This is a genomic window from Galbibacter marinus, from assembly GCF_000300875.1.
Classification (GTDB): Bacteria; Bacteroidota; Bacteroidia; order Flavobacteriales; family Flavobacteriaceae; genus Galbibacter; species Galbibacter marinus.
The window spans coordinates 1-26519 of sequence record NZ_AMSG01000013.1 but is presented as its reverse complement, the minus strand read 5'-3'; the positions used below and the strand labels follow the sequence as shown (position 1 = coordinate 26519).

The following is a 26519-nucleotide window of genomic DNA, read 5'->3' as shown; positions in this document are numbered from 1 at the left end:
TTTATTCTCGTGAAACCTCGCCTGATCCTGAAATTTTGCTATCCTCTTTTGATGGGTTACCAGTATAGGTAACATCACCTGAACCAGCTATTCTAACCTTTAAAGTACTTTGACAATTTAGGTCTATATCACCTGATCCTGTAATGGTTGCCTGAGCATCTTCCGCTTTTAAGTTGAACGCTTCGATATCACCCGAACCTGTTAGTTTATAGGATACTTTTTGAGCATTTCCGTAAAGTTCGACATCTCCTGATCCAACGACCAATGTTTCTAGGTTTTGGACCTCGAGATTAAGGGTGATATCCCCAGATCCTGTAAGTGTTGTTTTAAGGTTGTCACTTGTGATAACATCCTTGGTATAGACATTCCCTGATCCAGTAAGAGTGACCTCGTTTATGGTCTCAAAAGGAACCCTAACAAGGATGCCAGTTCGTTTACTTGGTTTTAAGTTGTAACCACTTTCAACTTCTATAGTCAGGGTATTTCCTTTTACCGTTGTAACGATATGAGTTATGAGGTTTTCCTCTCCGGTGACTATAATGGAACCTTCTTCGCCGCTGATGAGCTCGACATCGAAAAATCCTAACATTTTGATGTGGTCATAATCTGCCGTTTTTCTGTTTTCTTTAATCACATTCCCGTTACCCTTAATGGTGTTTTGTCCAAACCATTGAGCAGTGGACCATTGAGATACAAGAAATACAAAGCTAAGTAAGATGATTTTTTTCATTTGTGTTTTATTTTTTGTTGATTACATGATTTATCGACGAATCATTTTTAATCCGCCAAATTCAATATCGATTTGGACTGAATTCTTCCCTTTACTACCATGGTGGCCTTGATAGTAGCTTTCAGTAGATTTTTCTCTTTTAATATTAAATTGAATATTGTTATCATGCTTGAATTTTGTGTATTCTAATTCAGCTGTAATATCAAAATGATAACTAGGGTTATAACCGATTTCAACATTGGTGTACTCCCCTTTGATGGTTAGGTCTTTTGCCTTTGGTGTCATTTCTGTTATTTTGATATCGCCGTAATCACCTTCGATGTTCACAGCTTCTTCAACATGACCTATTTTCGTGGTTAGATAATCGCCCTCTCCGATGATTTTACCTGCCTTTTCAATATTGATTTCACCATACTCACAGGAGAAGTCAATCATTTCAACGTTTTTGATGCTTGAATTACTATAATCAGCTTCCAATTCGATTTGTTTTGCATCTTGAATAGTGAAATTAGAATAGTCAGCGTTAATGGTGGCACGATTGATAAAATCGAAAGTTGCATCAGAGGTGTAATCAAAGGAAATATCGTTTGAAGTGGAATTGAGTTTACCTATTTTCATGCTTCCGTAATCACATTGAATCTCTGTGCTTCCGTTTATTTGGTTTAAGTAGATTGAACCGTAATCATTACTTAAATCGAGTTTGTTGTTAACCGGGACTTTTACCGTGTAATTTACTTGAATACTTACATTGTTATCATTCCATCCCCATCTGTTGTTACCAAATATTGTCTCAGCTGAGACCATAGCGTTAGTGGCCTGGAAATCCACAGTTATTTGATCGAGCCTTTGTTGGGCCTTCTTTTCATTATCGCAACTGGTTTGAATATGCACCTCAATAGTGGTGCTATTTTGATCCCATGATGTAATATGCAGGTTACCATAGCTGTTTTCTAATTTTAGCAGGGCATCTGAGCTAACATTGAACTGTTTTTTAATGGTTTTTTCTTTGGTGAATTTACCATGTAATTTTGGATCAATATTTGCTGTGGTGACTAGTGGAATACACCAAAGCGCTAATGTGATTTTAAACAGTTTGTTCTTCATGTTTTTTGTTTTTTAAATCTTCTATTTCTTTAACTTTGTTCAGCACCTCTTGAGCTAGCTTAATTCGGGTTTGAAAATTAACGATCATTGCATTGAGAATTTGCTTTATATCTCCTTTGGTGTTAAGGTCAGCCTCTAAGGCTTTGTAATCGTTTTCAAGACGTAATAATTGTGTTTTAAGATCAACAACCAATCTTTTAGTTTTTTCACTAGAGACTTCTTCGATAATTTCAATCTCTTGAGCAATCAGTGTGTTGAAATAATATTCAGTTCGTTGAACCCTTTCGGATTTACCTTCGGATTCGATCTCAGAAACCTGTGTTTGTGATTGCGTTTGTTGTGGTTGTGTATAGAACTGAATTCCGATAGTAACCAGAAGTGCAAGGGAAGCAGCAATAGAGATATACTTCCATTTTTGTGAACTCTGGTGGTTCTTTTTGGTGGCCTGGTTCATCTGAAGTCTATTTAAAAACCGTTGTTGATGACCGCTATTGGGTTCTTGGGCATCCCAATTCGACTCCAATCGCCCAAATAATTCCTCTATTTCATCCTTTGGTCTCATAAGCAATCTCATTTAATTTTTTTCTCAAGGATTCTTTCGCTCTAGAGATTAAGGTTCTACAGCTTGAATCACTGACGCTCATTATTTGACATATTTCTTGATTGTCATAACCTTCAACTAATTTAAGGGTCAAAGCAATTCTGTAATTACCCTTAAGTAACTTCATTGTTTGTACTATTTCTTGAGCCTTCAAGTTTGTAAAAGTTACCTCTGGTGCATTTACTTCAGTGTCTTCAACCCTATACAAAACATCATCTAAGGAAATGTGTTCTACCTTAGCTGATTTTCTGTAATGCTGAATGCTATTATTAATGACTATTCGTTTTAGCCAAGCACCAAAGGTGACCTCCCCGCGATAGCTTTTTAATTTTGAGAAAGCGTTTAAAAACGATTCCTGCATAACATCCTCCGCCTCAAAGGGATCTTTAACAATTCTAAGGGCTGTGTTGTACATAGCCTTATAATAGCGATTGTAAACCGCTAATTGAGCGGATTGCTTCCCTTGTAAGCATTCTTGTATTAGTTGATTAATATGTAACTCTTGTTGGCTCAAAAAGTATTTCCTTTTCCTTAAAGATAACACTAGTTGTAATTTGTTACAGTTGCAAGAGAAAAAAATGTAAAATTAGACTGGAATTTTAAAAACAGAAGTAACAATAGGCATCTGGTGAGCTACTTTTTAAAGTACTATTTGGGTTAAGACTTTTCTTTAACTAGTAATTGTCGCCTGTTGAGGTTGCACAATAGTTTTAGCTAAAACTCCCGATAACCAAATGATTCTTCCACAGTGCTCAACATGCCAAACGGCTTTAGATTCTATAATATTTCCGGCAAGTAATGGTCCTACTACATGTATATTTTCAGAGCATTCTAATTTAGAATTCACTTGTAATCCTATTTGAGAAGCATTTGGGCGTGCTAAACCTTTATTTATTAGGTTTTTTAGTAAGGTGGGCACTTGGTTATTATTTGCGCCAAATTTCGCGCTTCCAATACAATTAATCACCACATGAAATGGCATTGACGAAGTGTTTGGTGTATCTGCTTCGGGGCACTGGTAGAGTAGATGGTAGTCCCCGTTGTTTTGTTTTATTAAATCCCTGAACCGCCCTTTCAGATGCCTAAATTGACCTTTTGAATTTAAATCATCAATAACATCCAGATAATGTTGGCCTGCACAGCGTTGACGTCTACCGATTTCATTACCGTATAGGCAGGCAAAATTTTTCAGCTCTTCAGAATTTAATTTAGATAGAAGGTTACCAAAAGCATTGGATATTATTCCAACAGTGGAGGCAGCCCCCAAATGAATTTTTTCAGCAGCGTCTAGATCTAGTTCCGCTGCTTCTGCAATTTGAGCTGCCGTTAAATCACTTTCTGATTGTAGATTATTTAGATGGATAGCATTATAATCTGCTTGTTTTTTGCTGTCCACTTCACAATCGGGGAGTACCCCATGGGTTGATAAAAAGAAGTAATTGGTGGTATAATCACCTTTATGTGGTCTGTCATTTAGTTTATATAGCAGTTCTAAAGCGCTAGCATTTGCACCAATTATAAGTATGTTACACAAACTCCCAGATTGGTGTAAAGATGAAGTGAAATTTGAAATTCGTTCTAAATTTTCATCCAAGTTTGGGTTGTATATTTGATTGATTAACAAGAGCTTATCTTTTGTCAGTATGTTCTTGTCAGTATAAATTTTATGGTTGGGTAGTGAACCAATCCCAAGAATTACTTTTTTACTTTGAAGTTGTAGTCCTCCTCCAATAATGGTAAAGTATGGATCATTTTTTGTAACATCAGTTACTTGGGTATTAATGTAATGAACCTTTAAAACACCTTTAGAGCTCTGTTGATTAATTAATTGGTTTAATTTATCCTTTAGGTAAATCCCAAAAAAATGTCGAGGAATAAATAGATCACCCCATTGACCTTTATCTATACTTTCTTTATATTTTTTGAGCCATTGTTTAGTTAAATCACCACCTGAGGACTCCATCCTGTTAATAAGGGTGGGGTAATTTTCATGGAGCCAATGTATGAATTTTGTGTATTCTGGATTAGGGAGAAAATTTTTAAGAGAAGTAATAAGAAGCACGGAATCACCAGATCTCTTCCCATACGGTATACCTGTATGGAATTCCTCGTACTTCTCTATAATAGCTATTTCTAGGAAAGTTTTTGTTTGATTCTCTATACGGTTTTCCAAAAGGTGGATAAGAGTAAATGTGGATGATATACCAGACCCAATAAAACATAAATCCATAGGGTGACTAAGGTTTGCATTGTACATTATAATCGTTTTTTTGATATTTTAAAACTCTTCCTGGGTTTCCTACCATGACAGCATTTTCTGGAACATCCTTTATAATAACACTACCAGCTCCAAGAAGGCAATTTTTGCCTAGACTTTTAACTCCGGTCATAACGGTGACACCCATCCCAATGTATGTCTTTTCACAAACACGAATACCTGCGCCAACATTAACCCCGGAAGACATAAAGGTTCCATCTTCAACTATTACATGGTGTGCAATGGTGCTTGCTTGATTGATCATTATATAGTTTCCTAAAGTGGTGTGCGGCATTACAATATTACCTACTAACATGTATATCGCTTTACCCAAAGTTACATCAGGACCTATAGAAACCGAAGGATGAATAAAACTTGGGATCTTATAACCTTCTTTGTGTAGCTCTGTAAGATATTCAACCCGAATATGGTTGTCCCCTATAGGACAATAGACAGCTTGAATATTTTCTTTAAATCGGGAAGTGAATAAATCACTATAACATCCGATTACAGGTACACCAACAACTTTTTTTCCAAATAGTGATGGATTGTCGTCAATAAAACCAACAATATCAATACCTGCTTCAAGTAAATAGGATGCATAAATCTGCCCTTGGGTTCCGGCTCCTATAATAACTGATCTATCTCTCATGTTTTGTTTCCTTTAAATGCAACCATGTTTAGGTTCGGTCCTGAATTAATACCGTCTTTTATGATTACTTTTTTAATTGTTTTCAAAATAATTTGAAGGTCTGTTGTAAAACTCAGATGCTCTATATACCAAATATCATAGTTAAATTTTTCATCCCATGAAATAGCATTTCTTCCATGAACTTGTGCCCAACCAGTGATTCCTGGCTTTACAAGGTGCCGTTTCTTTTGAAAGTCATTATAAAGTGGTAGATATTTAACCAGAAGTGGTCTTGGACCAATTAGACTCATGTCTCCTAAAAGTACATTGATAAGTTGTGGAATTTCATCCAAAGAGTATTTGCGTATAAAACTACCAATTTTAGTGACTCGTTTTTCGTAAGACAATAACTCTCCGTTTTCGTCCCTTTTATCAGTCATGGATTTAAATTTTATAAGTTTAAATACACGTGCATCTTTGCCAGGTCTTAATTGATAAAAGAACGGTTGCCCAGAATTGACAACAAATAAGCAGATCCACAAAAGAACTATAATTGGAGAAAGGAAAATCAAGGCTAGCAAGGATAAAAGAATATCCATAAAGCGTTTGATGAATTTTCTATACATGGGTTTTTGTGTTTTAGGTTGGATTATTGAGGTAAAATTATTTCAAACCCTAGTTAGAATAAAAAATGTTCTACCAAAGGCAATTAAAATCGCTTAAATTATAAAGAATGTATTTTGACCTAAATAATTGGTCTTTAGACTAATAATGTCTTGTAATCTATAAGAATTCGTATGTGTTTCATGTTGTAGTACAGCGACATATATAGCATTTCAGCGGGCTTTTAGCTTTTTATAGATTATTATGGGACTTGGTAGAGCTTTAATACCTTGAATCACGATTGTAATTAATTTTACATCCAATTAATAGACCCCAGCTCTAAAACATGGTTTTACCCTCTTAATATGCTACCAACCAAATGCATATATAAATGAGAACAACCTTTACATTATTATTGACTCTTTTACTCTCTAGTACTCTGTGGTCTCAAGAAATTCATACACAGTCAAACGCTGTTTCAATTGACAATGAGTCAGATGCTACAACCGGATGGACTGGTGGGGCGGTGATCTCTTCTGAATCTACAGATGTGGAGCATGGAAGCTTTTCCATGTTAGTCTCATCCACTGGACAGACTAATGGAAGAGATGCCTCTTATACATTTAATGTCACTAGCGGGCAAGTTTATTCCATTAAAATTTGGGCTAAAAGGGCACCGCAGAGTTATTTACCTGCCTTTGCCAATTGGTCTGGGTTTTCAAACTTTTCCGAACGATCTATTTTAACAACACAATGGACTGAGTATAGCTTTGAGTTAACAGCAAACTCGAATGTTGCGGTTATTCGGGCGTACACAGCTCCAATTAATAGAGGAGCTGTCTCTGGAGATGGTATTTTGCTTGATGCAGTCACTATTACCCCATTAGTTGATGATAGCGAGGCACCATCAGCTATTACTGATTTAACGGCCAGTTCTACCACTTCTAGTAGTACAGCACTTTCTTGGAGTGCCTCCACAGATAATATAGGGGTAGTGGATTATGAGGTTTTTCAAAATGGAAGTAGTATCGGTCTAAGTGGAGGAGCTACCAATTTTAATGTGATGAATCTAAGCCCAGCAACTAACTATGCTTTTACTGCTATTGCCTTGGATGCCGCTGGAAATTCATCTTTAGTAAGTAATACAGCCAATGTTACTACTACAACTGCAGCTGATACCCAGGGACCATCAGCAATTACTGATTTAACCGCCAGTGCTACCACCTCTAGTAGTACTACCCTTTCATGGAGTGCTTCAACGGATAATGTTGGGGTAGTAGATTATGAAGTTTTTCAAGATGGAACTAGTATTGGCCTAAGTGGAGGAGTAACCAGTTTTAATGTGACCAATCTATCTCCAGCTACTAGTTATGGTTTTACCGCCATTGCAATGGATGCCGCTGGAAATTCGTCTTTAGTAAGTAATACAGCTAATGTAACTACAACAGCTGCCGCTGATACCCAGGCACCATCAGCAATTACGGATTTAATCGCTAGTGCAATAACTTCCAATAGTGCAATCCTTTCATGGAGCGCTTCAACGGATAATGTAGGGGTGGTTGATTATGAAGTTTTCCAAGATGGAACTAGTATTGGCCTAAGTGGAGGAGCAACCAGCTTTAATGTAACGAATCTAACCCCAGCAACTAGTTATGCTTTTACTGCTATTGCCCTAGATGCAGCTGAGAACACGTCTTTGATTAGTAATACCGCCAATTTAACAACTACAGGAGAAACCGATAGCCAAGCGCCAACTGCTATTACAGATCTTGTAGCAGGATCCACAACATCTAGTAGTACATCGCTTTCCTGGAGTGCTTCTATGGATGACGTTGGAGTGGTTGATTATGAAATCTTTCAAGACGGTATTAGTATTGGTCTTAGTGGAGGGGCAACAAGTTTTAATGTGACAAATCTAACACCGGAAACAAGTTATTCCTTTACAGCTGTTGCCATGGATGGTTCAGGAAATATCTCTACCATTAGTAATTCGGTAAACATAACCACCTTAGAAGCGCCAACTGGTGGAGCTACTGCTTATACAACCGAAAATGCAAATCTACCCACTGTTGATTGGCAGTCCAATAACTTTATAGCTAGTGGTAATGTAGGAATTGGGACCCAAGTTAATCCTGCCTATAGATTAGCGGTTGCTGGAAATATAGTAGCAGAAGAAGTAAGGGTTGCTTTACAAGGAAATTGGCCAGATTTCGTTTTCGAAACCTCCTATGAATTACCAAGCTTAGCAGCGGTTGAGCAGCACATCAAAACCAATAAACATCTTATGAATATTCCAAGTGCTCATCAAGTACAACAGCAAGGTATTGCACTTGGGGATATGGATGCCAAACTGCTCCGTAAAATTGAAGAACTCACCTTGTATGCCATTGCTCAAGAAAAACAAATACAACAGTTAAAAAGTCAGAACGAGCAATTAAAAGAATTAGCAAATAAGATTGAAGCCTTAGAGCTCAAATTAAACACTTACCCCGTAGAGCGATGAATTTTAGAGCATTTAAGACTCAGGTTTTGTGTTTATTAATGCTGGCTTATTCTCAGGTCGATGCTCAAAGTATCCGTAAGGATTACCGTGAGATGACCGATTATGAGAAAACAGAATTGGTAAATGCCTTCTACACGGTTCGTTCAACTACACCTGATAGGATCACGGATATGGCTAATTTCCATATGGATTTTTTCAACTATGACAATATTAATCCCAATGTATTGGATATCCATTTTAACCTGCCGGATGAACCTGAAAAAGAAATATTTCTCGCATGGCACCGTCAGTTTGTTTTTGAAATGGAACAGGTAATGCAAGAGTTGAATCCAAGAATTAGTATACCTTATTGGGATTCTTCCCAGGATCAATCTCCAAATTCTCAGCTATGGGATGTAGATTTTATGGGGAGCTTTAATTCGAATTGGGGGCTTGGACGGCGTTTAGGACTCTATAATGATTTACCTTCGCCTAGTAGTGTATCTAACTTAATGCTAGAGACTGATTTTTTTGAATTTTCAGATTTATTTGAACGACAACCACCACACTCAGGGGCGCATCGATGGGTTTCTGGTGCTATGATTACCTCTGCTTCTCCAAGAGACCCTGTTTTTTACCTCCACCACGCCTTTATCGATAAAATATGGCACGATTGGGAAGAGCTTCATCATACTTCATTTTATTTGAGAAATGATATGATTCGTTACGATGGAACCTATGTTTTTGCAGGAGAAACTCTTCCTGTGGTAGATCCAAATGATATTTTAGACACACGTGCATTAGGTGTATTCTACGCCGAGAATCAATTGGCTGAATTGAACAATTACATTGTCAGTAATACCTATAATGACCAAGAATATTTTTACTATCAATATACGATTCAAGCAGGTTCTAACTTTATTGCTGCTACTGGAAGTAATGCGGTTTTAGAGTCCGTAAACCAGGTGGTATTGCAGCCTGGGTTTCTAGCACAAAGTGGAGCAGATGTATTAATTACAATAGATGAGCAATCAAGTTCTGAATTACTAGCTAGATCTTCAAAAACTAGCACTAAACGAGAAGTAAACCATTTTGATCAAGTGGATTTGGAGCAAGTATGGCTATGGAGTGAGGGAGATGTTGATCCAGACGACGCGGTGGTGGTTATTAAAACTTTCCCTAATCCATTTGATAATCATATTACTATTAAGCTAGATAAGAAACGTGATTGTGTAATTGAGATATACAATATGGTAGGAGCACTGATTAAACAAGAAGTTTTTGAATTTACCGATACCTTAGAGGTGAAAAACCTTTATGGATTGGCACCTGGAACTTATGTTGTAAAAGTCGTTGATTCACAAGGGAAAACCTTGGTGGTGAAAAAAGTAATTAAAATGTAATCATGTTTCGAGTTTTTTATTTCATTGTCCTTGGTGTGATCACTTTTGTTTATTCTAAAAACTGTCAAAATAGTTATCGCATTGAAAACAATACACCTTATACAATTTCGAATATTCAGCTTTTTGATCATAAATTAGACGGTGAAATTCCGCCATATAGTTATATTAATGGATACGCGGATTTTGAAAATGAACAAGGTTCGGTGTTGATGTTTTATGCTGATAGTTTGAATTTTGGAGTTTATATTAACCATCCCAAAGATGATCAACAATTCAGAATTCAAATAGATAGTATTAATAGTCGCACCCGTGCAGTAATTATCTCACAGTAAAATTGAAGTAAATTATTGATTACAAAGCAAGTACATTGATCCAATTATAGTGTTGCTTTAAAAGTCATTTAATCCTTTTCCTTCTAGGATTTTAGGGCTACATTTCTCGATGCGTGAACGTTTGGTCTTGGCTTGTTTTGCAGAAGAGAAGTGAAGTAAGTATGCGCGTTGCCGTCCTGGGGTTAAATTATTAAAAGCAGTTTTTAGCTCAGAATCATTATCCAAAGCTTCTTTAAATTCGTCCACCATCTCAAAATCCTTCGTTTTCTTGAAGCTCACTTTTATTCCAGCTTTTTCCACTTCAATGGCTTCAAAGATATACTCTCTGATTTTGGGTTCCAATTGCCTTATTTGCTCAACAGTTGTAAACCTTAAATGCCTTGCTGATTGGGTATTTTCTGTTTGTTGAATCAGAATATTGTATGGGTCTTTTAATAAAACACCCTTGTGGAATAAGATCGCACAGTAATGTTTGAAGCCATGGACTAGAATTATGTTGGTTTTTTGATAAGTATAACATGGTACGCCCCATTTTAATTCTTCTTGTAATCCGCAATCCAGAATTATACGGCGAAGTTGATTGTAACACTCTTGCCAATTGCTTTGTTTTTCGAAGAAAAAGTCGACTTTCGGATTCATCTAAAGGTTTTTAATGTAAACTCAATTTCGGTTTTTTATTTTAAATTTAAAAATTTTTAAAATAAAAACCTGGTGGCGAACCACCAGGAAAAGTAAAGCGTAATTACTCACTATATTCAATGGCTGATTGAATATGCTTTTTGCTAGCTTCTTTTTAAAAAGAGTAAACGGCTGCTAATAGAAAGGAGGCCAAACTATTACTTGGCATGGCATCCATGTCGTAAAATACCTCTTCTGATGCTGTGTCAAAGCGCAGTTCAGGTTTAAAAGTTAAATTCTCAATCTTATAATTACCAGTGATGGTGAATTCAAAAACTTCTGCATCTTGACCGGTGTTTAATCCAAATACACCAACCCCTCCTTCAAACTCTTTAAAATACTCTCCTCTGAGTCCAACAGAGAAGCGGTCCGAGGTGGTGAGTTGAGGGTAAATTGCAAATCCATAAAATCCAGAACCGTCTGTGGTGTTATAGGTTGAATTTATTCCAAGATACAGGGTTGAGTTGATATTAAAGCCACCAGTGTAATCGACTTGAAAAGTAGTGCCTTCTATTGCGGTTTGTTCTCCATATATGAAGTTCAGGTATTGTCCCTTGTATCCAAGCTGAGCTCCTGCTGTATAGCTACCGTCTAAATTGATTTCAGTAAAGTCAGTACTGTTCATAATGGCGAACATTAGACTGAAGTCTTGTGAAAGGGTTAAATCCATTTTAATACCTGTATGGGAAAATGGTCCATAAGAAAACATATAAGATGTTGAGTAATTAAAATTACCCACAGGAGAAATGACTTCATAACCTAGAAAGGTGTTGAAATTTCCCATTGTTAATTTGAGCTTCTCTGAAAGATTCCAATAGACGTAAAGTTGATTCACAATATTAGAGGAGCCTGTGGATAAAAAGACAGCATCCTCTCCTCGTGGACCAAATGCTAGATCCGCTACAAAACCGACCTTTTCTCCTTGATAACTTACGATTAGATTGGCCATTCCTAAGGAAAATCCGCTCCTGTTAGCAAAGGCGGTTGCTGGGGAGTTGAAATATGTATTTTCTTGTGAGTCCTCAAAGGCTTCATTGGTGCCCGTTAAATTTGTTTTCCAATAAAGGTCTGCTGAACCATGAAGGTTAAACTTTTCTCCAAGCTGTCCAAAAGTAATAAAACATGAGAGGGAGAATATGGAAAAGAGGATTTTTTTTGCGTAATTTGACGCGGCTAATGCTTTCATAATTGATAAGGTTAATGTGAGTTGATACTAAGTGAATGATAACTTCTTTGATATTATCTTTTGAGAGTGAGCTAAGTAACGGAGCATATCGCCAAACACTGCTCCGTTATCTTTTTTGCTCGAAAATCAAAAGTATATTAACGGTCTATGGTAAAGTCAGGATAAGCATCCCCGTGGTGTTCGTGAATATCAAGTCCGTCAATTTCTTCTTCTTTGGTTACCCGAAGGCCTATTGTTTTATTCAATATTAGTAACACAATAAAAGAGCTTCCTATTGCCCAGGCGAACACGCTTACAACACCTATTGCTTGAACACCAAGTTGTGTAAATCCACCTCCGTATAACAGTCCTCCTTCAGTGGCAAATATGCCCACTAATAAAGTACCTATTGCTCCACAAATACCATGTACTGACACCGCTCCAACGGGATCATCAATTTTAAGCTTTTTGTCTAAAAATTCAATAGCGAAGATCACAGCGACTCCACATAGAATTCCTATAATGGCAGCTCCACCTGGACTAACTACTGAACAACCTGCTGTTACACCTACCAGGCCAGCTAATGCTCCATTTAAACTCATGGAGATTTCTGGTTTGCCATAACGTATCCAAGTAAGTAAAATAGCTGTAATTAAGCCTGTTGCTGCTGAGAGATTGGTATTTATAATAATGGCAGGAACATTAAATACGCTTTCACCGCTGATGGCTAGTTCTGAGCCACCGTTAAAACCAAACCAACCCATCCAAAGAATAACAACTCCTAAAGCGCCATACATCATGTTGTGTCCTGGAATGGCATTGGAACTTCCTTCGGTGTATTTTCCGATCCTTGGGCCAACCATGGCTGCCATAACCAGTGCGGCGCAACCTCCAACTCCGTGGACTGCTGTAGAGCCAGCGAAATCTATGAATCCTATATCAGTTAACCAACCCTCACCTTGCCATATCCAGTGTCCTGATATAGGGTATATTATTGTAGTAATTATTAGGGAAAAGATGATGTAGGCTGAAAATTTGGTACGCTCGGCAATTGCTCCTGAGACAATGGTAGCCGTGGTAGCGCAAAATACCGTTTGAAAAAATAAATTATGCATGTCTTCTCGCACATTGTAGAATAGGGAAGGGGATCCAATAAAGCTTCCAATGGATTCACCGTACATTAGAGTATATCCAAAAAACCAAAATGTAATAGCGCCAATAGAAAGATCAGCTAAGTTTTTCATCACGATATTGATGACATTTTTACTTCTTGTAAAACCTGATTCAATTAGGGTAAATCCTGCTTGCATAAAGAAAACGAGAATTCCAGCAATGATAATCCAGAGTATATCCAGAACTGCATTTACCTCTATAATATTTGATTCCATAATATAAATTTTTAAGTTATTGTTGATTAGTTCAGAGATTCTTGTCCTTTTTCTCGGGTTCTGATTCTGTATGCCTCTAAGACTTCGGATACGACTATTTTGCCATCTCCCACATTACCGGTATAGGCTGATTTAAGGATGGCTTCAATAGTGCGATCTACGAAAGCATCTGAAACAACAATGGAGATATAGCGTCTCTGGATATCTGTGGTGCTATAGCTAACCCCTCGATAGACATGGCCTTTCTTTTCGTTGCCAACGCCTGTGACATCCCAATAACTAAAAAAATTTACCTCAACTTGAAGAAGAGCGTCGCGCACTTGATCAAATTTTGACTTGCGAATAATAGCTTCTATTTTTTTCATAATTAAGAGTTTTGTTTGAATAAAACTATGTTAATTATGATTTACTTGTAAAAAAATAGGGGGTGTATTTATAATTTTTATGAAATTGTTATTTTGACCCCTATCAAAATAAGGGGTGTGTATAAAAATATAATTTTTTTTAACAACTTGAATTTTAGGAATTGTCAGATTACCATGCAAAACGGTGTACACAACTACTTTTTTGTTTTATGATTAAGCGTAGTTTTTGTACCGAAATGGGATAGAAATAAGGTTTACTGAATTAAAGCTTCCAGATAGGAAGAGGGTAAACTAAATAAGTGCGCTTTAAAAGAATTTAACGATCCAAAACCCCAAGAGGACAAAACTGATTCCCAAAATCAGTGAGGCAGTGGTGTAGCCAATAAAAGATATAAAGTCACCCGATTTTAAAAACATGGTATTTTCATAAGAAAAGGTAGAAAAAGTGGTGAACCCTCCACAGAATCCAACGATTAGAAATGCCAGTTGGTTTGATGATAGGCTTTGATTTTTTAAGGAATACCCCAGTAACAGACCAATTAAGAGACTTCCTAGGCAATTAACCACAAGAGTGCCGTAGGGGATCCCTTTACTTGGGGAGTTGAGTAGTTTACTGATGGCATATCGTAGAATACTTCCAGTTCCTCCGCCAATGAATATGAGTATGAACTGTTTCATTTTAATTGGTTTGAAGTCATCAATAGCAGTTAGTCTGTTCCTAATATAGGAATGTAAATGTTAGTTTCTAAATCTGCAGGGTTAGGGTAGTTGTCTGGCCTTTTAGTATAAATTTCCATTTCGTCTCTTTGTGTATCAATAGTGTACCCATTTTTGACTAGGTGCTCTCTTGTTTTCGCCCAAGCTTCTTTTGCATTGGAATAATCACCAAAAAGTGTTGCTTTATAGTAACGTCCAGCCGGAATATAACTGCATAATACAGAGCTTCCTTTCGGAGTGATTATCCGGTCGCTCACTGGAATTGCTGCAGAGATAATAGCAGTTCGTTCCGCAATATCCCGCTCTATATATTTTACAAAGGGATTACCTAAAGGGGTTATACCGTTGTGCTCCATAAAAGCTCCTACCTCAACGAATATTCGTTTGGTAGTTGGGTTTAGCTCATTGAATTTTGAACTTACTGTCTGATATAGATAAAAACCTCCTCCATATTGAGTCGGTCCCAAAATATCGATACTATAACGTTTCATATTTTGCGCTATTACGCTATCTAGATTATGAAGTCCTTTAGAGTAGTCGCTCGCGTAATTTTGTTCTCTACTGCGATCCACCAAGGCTAGAAGTTTATCTGTAAAGCTAAAACTGCCTTCTACTCCAGAGGTCACAATGACTCCTTCGCCATTTGCTGTAGGGTTAAAAGCCCAAAATCGTCTAGCTGTATCACGATGGGGTTTTTGATAATGAACCTCTTGGCTAATAGAATCATTAGAAAAATACGTGGTGGTAATACTTCCACTACCGTAGATTTTACTACTCCAGCTACAAGAAGCACTATCGCCTTTAAAGCGGTCTCCATATGAAATGTCCATTTCAGGATCTTTGAGATTCCATACACCCCAATGTTTCCATTTTGTAAAATCACCAACATATGACCTTATTAAGGATTGAGGAGCCTTTATAACACGTGTCTTTATAATTTTGTAATCATCAGGTTGTATGGCAACATATATGGCAAGTCCAATAGTTGAAATTAGAAGAAGAAAGATCAGATATTTTAAGATTCTCATAGAGGACAATAATAGAAATTGTTAACAGTTAAAGTACAAAAATACAACCTTCTCTGTTAAGAATTTAAAATTGCTTTTTTAAAATTTGTCGTACTAGATGGCTTTTTTATAAGATACATCGTATTCTTTGTCTTTACCCTTGTTCTCTATAGCCTTGGCATTAGGCTTGTTGTATACTGCCTTTTGCTTTTTGGCTTTGGGTAATTTGTTGACGCTGAATACAAGTAAAACCATATTAATGACCAACAAACCAAATAAAATTGAAAAGAAAATCATCATTGCCTAAGTTGATTGCTTTAGGCAAAGGTAGGGATTTTAAGTCATAAATTCTCCGTGAGAAGTAAAAAAATTACATTTTGTCAATTATAGAGGCCGTTTTTATGATTAGAATTAACCTTTTGACAAGTTTTTAACCACCAGTAAGAAGGCGATAAAAAGTAGGAACCCAACGAGTATCCATAAGGAACCTTTGTATTGTTTTCTATGAATCTTTATATCGCGTCTATAGCTCACGATCATCACTATGATAAATACTACGGCAAATATTCCAGCGAAAATCATCTGTCCTTGTGTAAACATATGGAATTAATTTTTGGTAAATTTAATCAAATTGAATTTAGGAATTATTAAATTGCTAACACTTTATAAAAAATAAACACAATAATAATGAAGGATAAATTAGCATGCGTGGAAAAATTCCACAGGGCATTTGGTCTAGGTGTAGCGCAAGCACCAAAGGCCGTTTTAGAAGGTTCTAAAATCGCCTTAAGGCACAGTTTAATGGCAGAGGAAAATAATGAATATTTAGAGGCAGCAAAGAACGGAGATTTGGTAGAAGTTGCCGATGCTCTTGGAGATATGTTATATATTTTGTGTGGAACTATCCTAGAACATGGAATGCAGGATGTGATCGAAGATGTCTTTACAGAGATACAATCGAGCAATATGAGTAAACTTGGTGCTGATGGGAAACCTATCTACAGAGAGGATGGTAAAGTGTTAAAAGGGCCTAGCTATTTTAAACCAAATATAGAGAAACATTTAGGGCTGCTGAAGTAATGCTTTGAAGTTGTTTTCAAATTTAAATATAAATAGCGGTAAAATTCTAAAAAATCTTACCGCTATTGTTTTGTTTACTTTAGTTACCGTCTGGATTAGTCAACTTTAACTCTCCAACCGTATTTGTCTTCTATAGTATTGTATTGAATGCCTAATATAGTGTTTTTGATGGTAGAGGCATAGGAATCTTCCAATTTTGGTAATTCCCATTTGTCTCCTTTATATCCAAATCCTAGAATTGGATTGATAACAGCTGCGGTACCACTTCCGAAAATTTCTTTAAGTTGGTTGTTTTTAGCTGCTTCTATGATTTCTACTACTTTAATTGGCCTTATATCGACCTGAATACCTAAGTCCTTAGCGACTTGGATAACACTCTTACGAGTAACCCCATCTAATATCCTGTCACTGGTTGGGCATGTAATTAATTTATCTCCAATTCTAAAGAAAACATTCATTGTTCCAGCCTCCTCAAGATATTCATGAGTGTTTGAATCGGTCCAAATAACCTGTTGGAATCCTTCCTTATTTGCAAGAGAGGTAGGGTAGAACTGCCCGGCGTAGTTTCCAGCAGCCTTAGCAAAACCGAAGCCTCCACTGGCAGAACGGCTGTAGTGATCCGCTATTTTTACGCGAACCTCACCAGCATAATACGCCTGAGCTGGGGAGCATATAATTATAAATTTATACTCAGTGGAAGGAGATGCCGAAACTCCTGTTTCGGTTGCAATTACAAAAGGTCTGATATATAGACTGTTTCCAAAACCTTTTTTTATCCACTGCTTATCTAATTTTAAAAGTTGATTTAGTCCATCAAAGAAATACTCTTCAGGAAACTCTGGCATGGCCAGTCTTGCAGAAGATTTGTTGATGCGATGAAAATTTTCATCTGGTCTAAATAACCAGACTTCGTCCTGATCATCTTTATAAGCTTTCATGCCTTCAAATACGGCTTGACCGTAATGAAATACCTTAGCCGATGGGTCCATGGATAATTTTTGGTAAGGAATAATAGTTGGCTCTTGCCAACTTCCATTTTTAAAATCACATATAAACATGTGATCAGTAAAAACACTTCCAAAGCTTAAGTTGCTGAAATCAACTTCATTAATCTTTGAAGTCTCAGCCTTTTCTATTTTTATATTCACAACTGTATCCTTTTCCATTACGGATCTTTATTTTGTACAAAATTAGCAAAATATTAAATGTAATTACTGATTTGTGATTGCAAAAAATGCCTTATTTTGCGTTGAATTACTAATTATCAAAATTTCGTTACTCATGAAAACGCTATTTTCTATTTTTTCGATCGCTTTACTTGTTGGCTCCTGCCAGGTTGATAAACAACAACAGAAACTAAAAGTGGCTGAGAATTATCATATATATGGGGATACAATTATAGTGGCCGACAATGCGGAAATGAGTGAAGTAACTGAGTTGTTTAAAGAATTATCGCCAGGTGATACCATTTCAACCAAAATTACAGCCAAGGTTACCGAAGTGTGTAAAAAGAAAGGATGTTGGATGAAATTAGATTTAAATCAAGATCAAGATGTGATGGTACATTTTAAGGATTACGGATTCTTTGTTCCGAAGGATATCGCTGGGGAAGAAGTTATCCTTGAAGGTATTGCGTTTGTAGATCTAGTTTCAGTGGAGGACCAACAACATTATGCGGAGGATGCAGGAAAGAGTGAGCAGGAGATAGCGAAAATTACTCAACCACAAAGCACTTATACCTTTCAGGCGAGTGGGGTACTAATTAAGAAAAACTAACCTGAGGTACTCTAAATGAAAAGAGAAATCATAAATACCAATGATGGTTCAACCACCATCTATCTCGAGCAGTGGGATGAACATTACCATTCTAAACACGGTGCGATACAGGAAGCCTATCATGTTTTTATCAAAAACGGTCTTAGTCACTGGACCAGGAGTAATAATTCGAAAGATCTACGTATTTTAGAAATAGGTTTTGGTACCGGTCTTAATTGTTTTATAACTTTTTTAGAACATTTCAAAATGGGTCTTCAAATCACCTATCATGGAGTGGAGGCCTATCCAGTAAGTCCGCAAGAGGTTGCTCTACTTAATTACGTGCAGCAGCTCGATGCTCAAGACTTTAACGAATCCTTTACCCTAATGCATCAAGGCAATTGGGGTACTGATTTACAGATTGACTCTTCTTTTACCCTTTTTAAACGCAAACAATTTTTCCATACCATTGATGAATGTGAGGGTTTTGATCTTGTTTACTTCGATGCCTTTGGAGCTCGCGTTCAACCTGAACTATGGGATGTCTCAATGTTTGAGAGAATGTATAACGCTTTAGGAAAAAATGGAATTTTAGTTACTTATGCGGCTAAGGGTAGTGTTCGTAGGGCCATGCTTGAGGTAGGGTTTTTAGTTGAAAAGCTCCCTGGACCTCCGGGGAAGCGAGAAATGTTAAGAGCTGTTAAAAAGTAGGACACTTCCTTTCTTATAGTGTTAAATATCTATAATTTAATTGTTAAAGCTTATTTAATCATCGATGGGATACTGTATATATTGGCTAATTTTGGTTTTTAAATAGCAATACGACAGTGAGATGAGAATTTTAATTGCAGGAGCTAGTGGCTTAATTGGTCAACAAATTACCAAGCTATGTCATCATAGAGGTGATGTAGTTCATTTTTTGACTACTGATAAATCCAAACTTTCTAATCAAGACAATTACAAAGGTTTTTATTGGAATCCTGCAAAAAATGACATTGATATAGAATGCTTTTCAAATGTGGATGCTATTATCAATCTTGCTGGAGAAAGTATTGCAGCTCCATGGACCTTATTTCGAAAAAAGAAAATTCTCAACAGCCGCGTAAGATCACTTGAACTTCTCAATAAAAGCATTCCTAAGAACCATAAAATAAAAGCCTTTGCTACAGCTTCCGCAATTGGTATTTATCCGCATTCCTTCACTAATTATTATGAAGAAGATGAGAAAGAGTTCAGTAATGATTTTTTAGGTACGGTGGTACAAAGTTGGGAGCGCGAGGCACAAAATATAAAAGAAAATCACAGGTTTCCAGTTGCTATTATAAGAACGGGATTGGTATTGTCCGAATCAGGTGGCGCTTTAGGTAAAATGAGAGGAATGACAGCCAAATATCTTGGTACTGTTATTGGTTCTGGAGAACAATGGGTAAGCTGGATCCAAATTCATGATATTGCCTCGATTTATTTGTTTTGTATCGACAATCAACTCGACGGTATATATAATGGAGTTGCACCTAATCCAGTAAGTAATTTAAAATTAACTCGAGAGCTGGCCTGTGCAATGGGTAAGCCAATAGTTTTACCAGCAGTTCCTGTGGTTTTGTTGAAATTGTTTATTGGAGAACGGGCCTCGCTTTTATGGGGTAGCCAGCGTGTGAGTTCGAAGAAAATAGAAGAACAGGGTTATGACTTTTACTACACTAACCTTAAGCCCGCTTTAAAGGATGCTTTATCGCAAGAAAAAAGCCAACTCTTAGAAGAATTGGCTTAGTATATTATTTTGAATACTGCTTTTTTTAAGCTTTATTTCCTTTTACAGTCACCACAAGTTCAATTTCATCGTTGACAAATTTGTCTCCTAGATCATCAAAAACGCTTTTAGATCCATAGTTGACATTCCACTGGGTTCTGTCTATGGTAAATGATTCAGATGTTAAAGTAATTGCTTCAGCATCTTCTGTAATACTAACAGGAAACGATACATTTTTCTTAATATCCTTGATTGTTAAGTTTCCACTTAAGATGGTTTTTCCTTCCTTTTCTTGGCTTGAGGTTACCTCGAAGTAAGCTGTTGGGTGTTCTTGAACATTAAAGAAGTGATCCTCTTTACCTTCAGCAGTGCCTTTTAGGTGTGCTTCTAAATTTTCTTTTCCTTCACCGGCTTTTAAGTCAGTTACATTAATGGAATTCATGTCGATTAGAAAATTTCCACTTTCAATTACACCATCTTTGATGGTAACTACTCCAGATTCGATGGAGATAGTACCTGTGTGGGTTCCTGTAGGTTTAGAGCCTTTCCAATCAATAGTACTTTGATCGGCGTTAATCTTATACTTTATAGCCTCAGCGCTCATTTGTGAAACAGCCTCTGCTTCTTTGGCGTTTGTCTGATTTTTGTTGTCACTCTTACAAGCGGTAAAGAATACCATACAAGCCACTAGTGGTAGGGTGATAAATGCTTTTTTCATGATTGTTGTTTTTTAGATTTAGAAAGTAAAAATATAAAATATAAGTACATTGGTTAGAAATATTTTTTGAGAATTTTTTTGGTGACATTTTGACATTTTTAGAGAATTGGCAATACTTTTGCCAATTGAATTGCAGATAAATATTATTCAATTAGAGCAATGTCAAAGAAAGAAGATATAAATAAGGAGCCCATCTCAGAAAACGGAATGGAGAAGGAGCAACAAAATCCAGAAACGGAAGCTGCTGTTGATCAAAAGGATGAAGTAAATGAAGGTCCAAGTGAATTGGAAAAGTTAGAAGCTGAAATGGCCATAGAAAAGGATAAATTTTTAAGACTTTTCGCAGAATTTGAAAACTACAAGAGACGTACCGCTAAAGAACGTATCGAATTGTTTAAAACAGCAGGTCAAGATATTATGTCCTCTCTTTTGCCTGTGCTAGATGATTTTGATAGAGCTATGTCTGAAATTTCAAAAACAAAGGAGAAGGAGTTGTTAAAAGGAGTTGAACTTATTCGCCAAAAAATGAAGACTGTTCTTGGAAGTCAAGGACTCTCTGAAATTGAGGCGGCTGCAGGTGATAATTTTGATGCGGAAATTCACGATGCTATCACTCAAATCCCAGCTCCAAGTGAAGATTTAAAAGGGAAAATTGTTGATGTTATTGAGAAGGGATATACCTTAAGCGATAAAATTATTCGTCATCCAAAGGTTGTCGTAGGACAGCAATAGACGTTTTGTCAGTTTAGTCCCTGACAATTTTAACTAACGGAAGTTTAAACTTTCTACACTTAGAATTACATGAAGCAAGATTTTTACGAAATATTAGGAGTTGACAAAGGAGCAACTGCTGCTGAAATTAAAAAAGCCTACCGTAAACAAGCTATTAAGTATCACCCAGATAAAAATCCAGGGAATAAAGAAGCGGAGGATATGTTTAAAAAAGCCGCAGAGGCCTATGAGGTTTTAAGCGACCCTGCCAAAAAACAGCGTTATGACCAATATGGTCATGCAGCCTTTGAAGGCGGCGGCGGCGGATACGGCGGCGGTGGAATGAACATGGACGACATCTTTAGTCAATTTGGTGATATCTTCGGAAGCGCCTTCGGTGGAGGTGGATTTGGAGGATTCTCTGGCTTTGGAGGAGGAGCAAGGGGACATGTCAAAGGAAGTAACCTTCGTATACGTGTCAAACTGAGTCTTGAGGAAGTTGCTAACGGTGTTGAGAAAAAGGTTAAAGTTCGACGTAAAGTACAAGCCGATGGAGTTACTTTCAAAACGTGTCCAACATGTCAGGGAACAGGGCAAGTTACTCGTGTTACTAATACAATATTAGGTAGAATGCAAACCGCAGCAAGCTGTACTAGCTGTGGTGGTGTAGGTCAAATTATAGATAAAAAGCCAGCTGAAGCTGATGCACATGGAATGGTGGTTCAAGAAGAAACCGTTTCTATAAAGATTCCAGGAGGAGTGGTTGATGGAATGCAACTTAAAGTTACTGGTAAAGGAAATGGTGCTCCAGGAAATAATGGTATCCCTGGTGATCTTTTGGTGCTGATAGAAGAGCTTGATCATCCTACTTTAAAACGTGAAGGCGATAATTTGCATTTCGATTTGTACATTAGTATAGCGGAGGCTGTCTTGGGGACATCTAAAGAAATAGACACTGTCTCTGGTAAAGTCAGAATTAAACTAGAAGAAGGAATTCAGTCTGGAAAAATCTTAAGGTTAAAAGGCAAAGGAATTCCAAGCATTAATGGTTATGGAAGTGGTGACTTATTAGTACATATAAATGTATGGACACCAAAAACCTTAAATAAAGAACAACGCGAATTTTTCGAGAGTATGATGGGAGATGATAACTTCACTCCTCATCCGGAAAAGAGTGATAAATCGTTTTTTGAAAAAGTAAAGGATATGTTTTCTTAATTTAACTTTTGTGTTTTATAAAAAAACATATCTTTGCAATCACACTGGTTCTAACCTAGTGTTAATTTTTTCTTTTTCATAGCAATTTTTTCCCATCCTTGATATTTTTTAAGGGTGGGTTTTTATTTTAGCAAAAAAGTATTCAACTAAAACCTGATGTAAATGCCAAATTTATTGGTTGTCGAAAACGTATCTAAGTCTTATGGTAACTTTACTGCGCTCAATAATGTTTCCTTGGAAATTCCTAAAGGATCTATTTTTGGTCTTTTAGGGCCCAATGGCGCAGGTAAAACAACCTTGATACGTATCATTAATCAAATTACTTACCCTGATAGTGGTAGAGTGATTTTTGACAATGCACCGCTTAATCAAAAGCATATCCAATCTATAGGCTACTTACCAGAGGAGCGTGGACTGTATAAGAGCATGAAAGTAGGAGAGCAAGCGCTTTATCTAGCACAACTCAAAGGAATGTCCAAAGCCCAAGCTAAAGAAAAGTTACATTATTGGTTCGACCGGTTGGATATAGGGCATTGGTGGGATAAGAAAATCCAAGAATTATCCAAAGGGATGGCCCAGAAGATTCAGTTTGTAGTTACTGTACTCCACGAACCTGAATTACTAATATTTGATGAACCTTTTAGCGGTTTTGATCCTATTAATGCTAATCTTATAAAGGATGAAATTTTAAGGCTTAACCAACAGGGTACAACTATCATATTCTCCACTCATCGCATGGAATCCGTTGAGGAGCTTTGCGATCAAATAGCACTTATAAACCGATCGAACAAAATTCTTGATGGTAAACTCGTCGATATCAAGCGAAGTTTTAAAAGCGGCACATATGAGATCGGTATTCATTGTGAAAATCAATCTGAATTAGAGCAACAACTCGCACAGAAGTTTAGCGTAAGCCCTGGGGAGTTCAAATCCTTTGATGGTGCTTCTAGTTTACGAGTAAAACTCAATGACAAGGACTCTCCCAACGATCTACTACATTATTTGACTAGCCTTGGAATGGTAAGTCATTTTGTAGAGGTTGTTCCAACAGTTAACGAAATTTTTATCGAATTTGTAAAGGACAACGTAAATGGATAAGCTCTTATTGATTATCAAACGAGAATATTTGGCAAAGGTTAGAAATAAGTCATTTATTGTGCTAACCGTTCTTAGTCCTGTTTTGATTGTAGGAATGATTGCTCTAGTGGTTTATCTGGCTAAGGTAAATAGCGATGATAAGCGTGTTATAGCCGTTTTAGATGAAAGCTCTTTTTTCGACTATCATTTTCAGAGTAGTGTTCAGGAGAATTATGTCGAATTTAAAGATATAAAACTTCAAACGGCCCTAGATTCGGTAAACCAATTGGGCTTCTACGGATTGCTTTATATTCCAACAGGGACACATATTGATGATGTAGCGGATCAAATCACCTTTTACACCAAAGTGTCTCCTGGTTTAGACTTTCTGTCCTCTTTAGAACAGCGGATCCAGCATCGCATACGTGATGAGAAATTAAAGGAATTGGAGATATCACCACAGGGAATAAAAAAGCTAAATCAAAGGTTCGAAATGAACATTGTTAATTTTAGCGGTCAAAAAAATGTCAAAGGAATTTCTGAGATCAAAGCGATTATCGGAGGTGGGTTCGGCTATCTTATAATGATGTTTATTATCATCTACGGGGCTTTTGTAATGCGTAGCGTAATTGAAGAGAAAACCTCCCGAATCATTGAAGTAATTATTTCTTCTGTGAAACCATTTCAATTAATGTTAGGTAAAATTGTCGGTACTTCTCTTGCTGGTATAACTCAGTTCGTGATTTGGATTATCTCAGCGGGACTTTTATCTTATGTAATGTTATCTTTTATGGGTATAGAGTTTGATGTAATAAATCACCAAGCCAATATCTCCAATGGAGCAATAGAAACCTTAGAGGCTTCTGCTTCCAAAGATACCTTACAACTATACATCAATGAGCTTGTACAAATTCCATGGGTTACTCTTGTGGTGTCTTTTATATTGTACTTTTCATTAGGGTATCTGATTTACAGCTCTATTTATGCAGCTATAGGTGCAGCGGTAGATAATGAAACAGATACACAGCAATTTGTTTTTCCAGTAATAACTCCTTTGATGCTGGCCATTTATGTTGGTTTTATTTCTGTGTTTGATAATCCCAATGGACCAATTGCTGTTGGCTTTTCGCTATTTCCTTTAACATCTCCAATTGTTATGATGATGCGTTTGCCCAATGGAATAGGTGATGGAGGGGTGCCTTGGTGGCAACTTATTACATCTATCGTTATCCTAATGATTACCTTTTTACTAATCGTTTGGTTAGCAGCCAAAATATATAGAGTAGGGATTTTAATGTATGGTAAGAAACCTTCTTATAAGGAACTTTATAAATGGCTTAGATATTAAGAATTCCAGGAATAATTCCTGATCAGAGCTTTTGTTATGGTGTATTTGTAAAAGAATGCTACCTTCGTAGGTGTTGAAATTTTAAATTATACGCATGTCAAAGATATTAGTGGTCGAAGATGAAGCTGCGATTCGTAGAGTCCTTATAAAGATATTATCTGAGGAGAATGATTCCTACCAACTCAGTGAGGCTGAAGATGGCTTGAAGGCCATGGAACTCCTGAAAAAGGAAGACTTTGACTTGGTGATTTGCGATATCAAAATGCCAAAAATGGATGGTGTAGAAGTGCTTCAAGCTTCAAAGAAAATAAAACCAGAGATACCCTTTGTGATGATTTCCGGGCATGGTGACCTAGAAACTGCAGTCCATACGATGCGTTACGGAGCCTTTGATTATATTTCTAAGCCACCTGATCTTAACCGCTTGCTCAATACAGTTCGCAACGCCTTGGATCGAAATGCTTTGGTTAGTGAAAATAAAAGACTCAAAAAGAAGGTTAGTAAAAATTACCAGATGATTGGGGAAAGCAAAGAAATTTCTTTCATCATTGAAATCATTGAAAAGGTTGCTCCAACGGAGGCTAGAGTGATGATCACCGGGCCTAATGGAACTGGTAAGGAGTTAGTAGCCCACTGGATTCACGAAAAGAGTGAGCGCTCTAAAAAACCTATGATCGAGGTCAATTGTGCTGCCATTCCATCTGAACTTATAGAAAGCGAACTTTTTGGTCATATCAAAGGGGCGTTTACATCAGCAGTTAAAGATAGAGCAGGTAAATTTGAGGCTGCCAATGGAGGTACCCTATTTTTAGATGAAATTGGAGACATGAGTCTATCTGCCCAAGCAAAGGTCTTAAGAGCTCTACAGGAAAATAAAATATCGAGAGTAGGTAGTGACAAGGATATCAGTGTTAATGTACGGGTAATTGCAGCCACAAATAAAGACTTAAAGAAAGAAATTGCTGCAGGTGCTTTCCGTGAGGACCTCTATCACAGATTAGCAGTTATTCTAATTGATGTTCCTTCTTTAAACCAGAGAAGAGATGATATTCCGCTTTTGATCGAACACTTTGCAAAGAAAATTGCAGAAGAGCAAGGTAGTGTGCCTAAAGTTTTTACAGAAAAGGCCGTAAAGCTGCTTCAAGAGTATGACTGGACTGGGAACGTACGAGAACTCAGAAACGTTGTGGAAAGACTTATCATTTTAGGTGGAGTAGAAATTAGTGAAGAAGAAGTAAAATTATTTGCTAGGAAATAGCATCCTTATGAACTTACCCATCTACGCTAATGCGATAGATAGGCTTCGGGTTTCAACGGACGTGCTACCGTAGTAGACTGAATCATCCTCTTTGTAATCGACAGTCCCTTCCGATATAGTTTTAACCCTTCTTTTAGGATG

General features: G+C 36.9%; 29 protein-coding genes. 12 read left to right on the top strand and 17 right to left on the bottom strand.

Features of this window, described 5'->3' with window-relative positions; all coding sequences use genetic code 11:
* Position 1 precedes the first annotated feature (1 nt).
* From I215_RS10055 to I215_RS10025, 7 genes are all read right to left on the bottom strand, one after another.
* Positions 2 to 730 carry a head GIN domain-containing protein gene (locus tag I215_RS10055; RefSeq protein WP_008991851.1) on the bottom strand — a complete coding sequence of 243 codons (729 nt, stop codon included), beginning with the start codon at positions 728 to 730 and terminating at the stop codon, positions 2 to 4.
* Between the two features lie 30 nt (positions 731 to 760).
* The gene (locus I215_RS10050) at positions 761 to 1834 is read right to left on the bottom strand and encodes a hypothetical protein (RefSeq protein WP_008991850.1); all 1074 of its coding nucleotides are present in this window, start codon (positions 1832 to 1834) and stop codon (positions 761 to 763) included.
* Positions 1815 to 2396 carry a hypothetical protein gene (locus I215_RS10045; protein WP_008991849.1) on the bottom strand — a complete coding sequence of 194 codons (582 nt, stop codon included), beginning with the start codon at positions 2394 to 2396 and terminating at the stop codon, positions 1815 to 1817. The genes I215_RS10050 and I215_RS10045 overlap by 20 nt, the downstream gene beginning before the upstream one ends.
* A complete protein-coding gene (locus tag I215_RS10040; RefSeq protein ID WP_008991848.1) occupies positions 2380 to 2949 on the bottom strand; it encodes an RNA polymerase sigma factor in 570 nt (189 codons plus the stop codon). The genes I215_RS10045 and I215_RS10040 overlap by 17 nt, the downstream gene beginning before the upstream one ends.
* Positions 2950 to 3105: 156 nt before the next feature.
* Complete coding sequence (locus tag I215_RS10035) at positions 3106 to 4692, bottom strand: FAD/NAD(P)-binding protein (RefSeq protein WP_008991847.1); 1587 nt, start codon at positions 4690 to 4692, stop codon at positions 3106 to 3108.
* Positions 4673 to 5344 carry an acetyltransferase gene (locus I215_RS10030; protein ID WP_008991846.1) on the bottom strand — a complete coding sequence of 224 codons (672 nt, stop codon included), beginning with the start codon at positions 5342 to 5344 and terminating at the stop codon, positions 4673 to 4675. Before I215_RS10030 ends, I215_RS10035 begins: the two co-directional genes overlap by 20 nt.
* Positions 5341 to 5949, bottom strand: a complete 609-nt coding sequence (locus tag I215_RS10025) for a sugar transferase (protein ID WP_008991845.1) — start codon at positions 5947 to 5949, stop codon at positions 5341 to 5343. Before I215_RS10025 ends, I215_RS10030 begins: the two co-directional genes overlap by 4 nt.
* Before the next feature lie 368 nt (positions 5950 to 6317).
* Between I215_RS10025 and I215_RS15730 the strand changes: the two genes are divergently transcribed.
* From I215_RS15730 to I215_RS10010, 3 genes are read left to right on the top strand one after another with little or no spacing between them, the layout of a single operon-like run.
* Positions 6318 to 8429 (top strand): fibronectin type III domain-containing protein, encoded by a 2112-nt coding sequence (locus I215_RS15730; RefSeq protein WP_008991844.1) that lies wholly within the window; start codon positions 6318 to 6320, stop codon positions 8427 to 8429.
* The gene (locus I215_RS10015) at positions 8426 to 9811 is read left to right on the top strand and encodes a tyrosinase family protein (RefSeq protein ID WP_008991843.1); all 1386 of its coding nucleotides are present in this window, start codon (positions 8426 to 8428) and stop codon (positions 9809 to 9811) included. Before I215_RS15730 ends, I215_RS10015 begins: the two co-directional genes overlap by 4 nt.
* A 2-nt stretch (positions 9812 to 9813) precedes the next feature.
* A complete protein-coding gene (locus tag I215_RS10010) occupies positions 9814 to 10143 on the top strand; it encodes a hypothetical protein (protein WP_008991842.1) in 330 nt (109 codons plus the stop codon).
* A 57-nt stretch (positions 10144 to 10200) separates the two neighbouring features.
* Here I215_RS10010 and I215_RS10005 read toward each other — a convergent pair whose 3' ends face one another.
* The 8 genes from I215_RS10005 to I215_RS09970 all read right to left on the bottom strand — a co-directional run bounded on the left by I215_RS10005 (position 10201) and on the right by I215_RS09970 (position 16063).
* Positions 10201 to 10782 carry a YdeI/OmpD-associated family protein gene (locus I215_RS10005; protein WP_008991841.1) on the bottom strand — a complete coding sequence of 194 codons (582 nt, stop codon included), beginning with the start codon at positions 10780 to 10782 and terminating at the stop codon, positions 10201 to 10203.
* 154 nt (positions 10783 to 10936) lie between these two features.
* A complete protein-coding gene (locus I215_RS10000) occupies positions 10937 to 12007 on the bottom strand; it encodes an outer membrane beta-barrel protein (RefSeq protein WP_008991840.1) in 1071 nt (356 codons plus the stop codon).
* A gap of 137 nt (positions 12008 to 12144) precedes the next feature.
* Entirely contained in the window at positions 12145 to 13374 is a 1230-nt protein-coding gene (locus I215_RS09995; protein ID WP_008991839.1) for an ammonium transporter, read from the bottom strand.
* 26 nt (positions 13375 to 13400) lie between these two features.
* The gene (locus tag I215_RS09990) at positions 13401 to 13739 is read right to left on the bottom strand and encodes a P-II family nitrogen regulator (protein ID WP_008991838.1); all 339 of its coding nucleotides are present in this window, start codon (positions 13737 to 13739) and stop codon (positions 13401 to 13403) included.
* A 306-nt stretch (positions 13740 to 14045) separates the two neighbouring features.
* Positions 14046 to 14417, bottom strand: coding sequence for a fluoride efflux transporter CrcB (crcB, locus tag I215_RS09985; protein WP_008991837.1), 372 nt, complete (start codon positions 14415 to 14417; stop codon positions 14046 to 14048).
* A gap of 29 nt (positions 14418 to 14446) precedes the next feature.
* The gene (locus I215_RS09980) at positions 14447 to 15484 is read right to left on the bottom strand and encodes a GyrI-like domain-containing protein (RefSeq protein ID WP_008991836.1); all 1038 of its coding nucleotides are present in this window, start codon (positions 15482 to 15484) and stop codon (positions 14447 to 14449) included.
* 93 nt (positions 15485 to 15577) lie between these two features.
* Positions 15578 to 15763: a hypothetical protein gene (locus I215_RS09975; RefSeq protein WP_008991835.1), complete on the bottom strand. Its 186-nt coding sequence runs from the start codon at positions 15761 to 15763 to the stop codon at positions 15578 to 15580.
* A 111-nt stretch (positions 15764 to 15874) separates the two neighbouring features.
* Positions 15875 to 16063: a hypothetical protein gene (locus tag I215_RS09970; protein WP_008991834.1), complete on the bottom strand. Its 189-nt coding sequence runs from the start codon at positions 16061 to 16063 to the stop codon at positions 15875 to 15877.
* An 87-nt stretch (positions 16064 to 16150) separates the two neighbouring features.
* Here I215_RS09970 and I215_RS09965 point away from each other — a divergent pair, with 87 nt between their 5' ends.
* The gene (locus I215_RS09965) at positions 16151 to 16543 is read left to right on the top strand and encodes a pyrophosphohydrolase domain-containing protein (RefSeq protein ID WP_008991833.1); all 393 of its coding nucleotides are present in this window, start codon (positions 16151 to 16153) and stop codon (positions 16541 to 16543) included.
* A gap of 95 nt (positions 16544 to 16638) precedes the next feature.
* Here I215_RS09965 and I215_RS09960 read toward each other — a convergent pair whose 3' ends face one another.
* Positions 16639 to 17709 (bottom strand): branched-chain amino acid aminotransferase, encoded by a 1071-nt coding sequence (locus tag I215_RS09960; RefSeq protein ID WP_008991832.1) that lies wholly within the window; start codon positions 17707 to 17709, stop codon positions 16639 to 16641.
* A 115-nt stretch (positions 17710 to 17824) separates the two neighbouring features.
* Here I215_RS09960 and I215_RS09955 point away from each other — a divergent pair, with 115 nt between their 5' ends.
* From I215_RS09955 to I215_RS09945, 3 genes are all read left to right on the top strand, one after another.
* Entirely contained in the window at positions 17825 to 18319 is a 495-nt protein-coding gene (locus I215_RS09955; protein WP_008991831.1) for a DUF4920 domain-containing protein, read from the top strand.
* A 15-nt stretch (positions 18320 to 18334) separates the two neighbouring features.
* A complete protein-coding gene (gene mnmD, locus I215_RS09950; protein ID WP_008991830.1) occupies positions 18335 to 19009 on the top strand; it encodes a tRNA (5-methylaminomethyl-2-thiouridine)(34)-methyltransferase MnmD in 675 nt (224 codons plus the stop codon).
* A gap of 121 nt (positions 19010 to 19130) precedes the next feature.
* Entirely contained in the window at positions 19131 to 20069 is a 939-nt protein-coding gene (locus tag I215_RS09945) for a TIGR01777 family oxidoreductase (protein ID WP_008991829.1), read from the top strand.
* 25 nt (positions 20070 to 20094) lie between these two features.
* Here the strand turns inward: I215_RS09945 and I215_RS09940 are convergent, their stop codons facing one another.
* Entirely contained in the window at positions 20095 to 20766 is a 672-nt protein-coding gene (locus I215_RS09940) for a YceI family protein (protein WP_008991828.1), read from the bottom strand.
* A gap of 159 nt (positions 20767 to 20925) precedes the next feature.
* On the opposite strand from I215_RS09940, the gene I215_RS09935 reads away from it, so the two are divergent.
* The 5 genes from I215_RS09935 to I215_RS09915 all read left to right on the top strand — a co-directional run bounded on the left by I215_RS09935 (position 20926) and on the right by I215_RS09915 (position 26378).
* On the top strand, positions 20926 to 21498 hold the full coding sequence (locus tag I215_RS09935; protein ID WP_008991827.1) for a nucleotide exchange factor GrpE: 573 nt from the start codon (positions 20926 to 20928) through the stop codon (positions 21496 to 21498).
* 69 nt (positions 21499 to 21567) lie between these two features.
* Positions 21568 to 22695: a molecular chaperone DnaJ gene (gene dnaJ / locus I215_RS09930; protein WP_008991826.1), complete on the top strand. Its 1128-nt coding sequence runs from the start codon at positions 21568 to 21570 to the stop codon at positions 22693 to 22695.
* A 162-nt stretch (positions 22696 to 22857) separates the two neighbouring features.
* Complete coding sequence (locus I215_RS09925; RefSeq protein WP_008991825.1) at positions 22858 to 23793, top strand: ABC transporter ATP-binding protein; 936 nt, start codon at positions 22858 to 22860, stop codon at positions 23791 to 23793.
* A complete protein-coding gene (locus I215_RS09920; protein WP_008991824.1) occupies positions 23786 to 25120 on the top strand; it encodes an ABC transporter permease in 1335 nt (444 codons plus the stop codon). The genes I215_RS09925 and I215_RS09920 overlap by 8 nt, the downstream gene beginning before the upstream one ends.
* Before the next feature lie 94 nt (positions 25121 to 25214).
* Complete coding sequence (locus I215_RS09915) at positions 25215 to 26378, top strand: sigma-54-dependent transcriptional regulator (protein ID WP_008991823.1); 1164 nt, start codon at positions 25215 to 25217, stop codon at positions 26376 to 26378.
* Positions 26379 to 26519 lie beyond the last annotated feature (141 nt).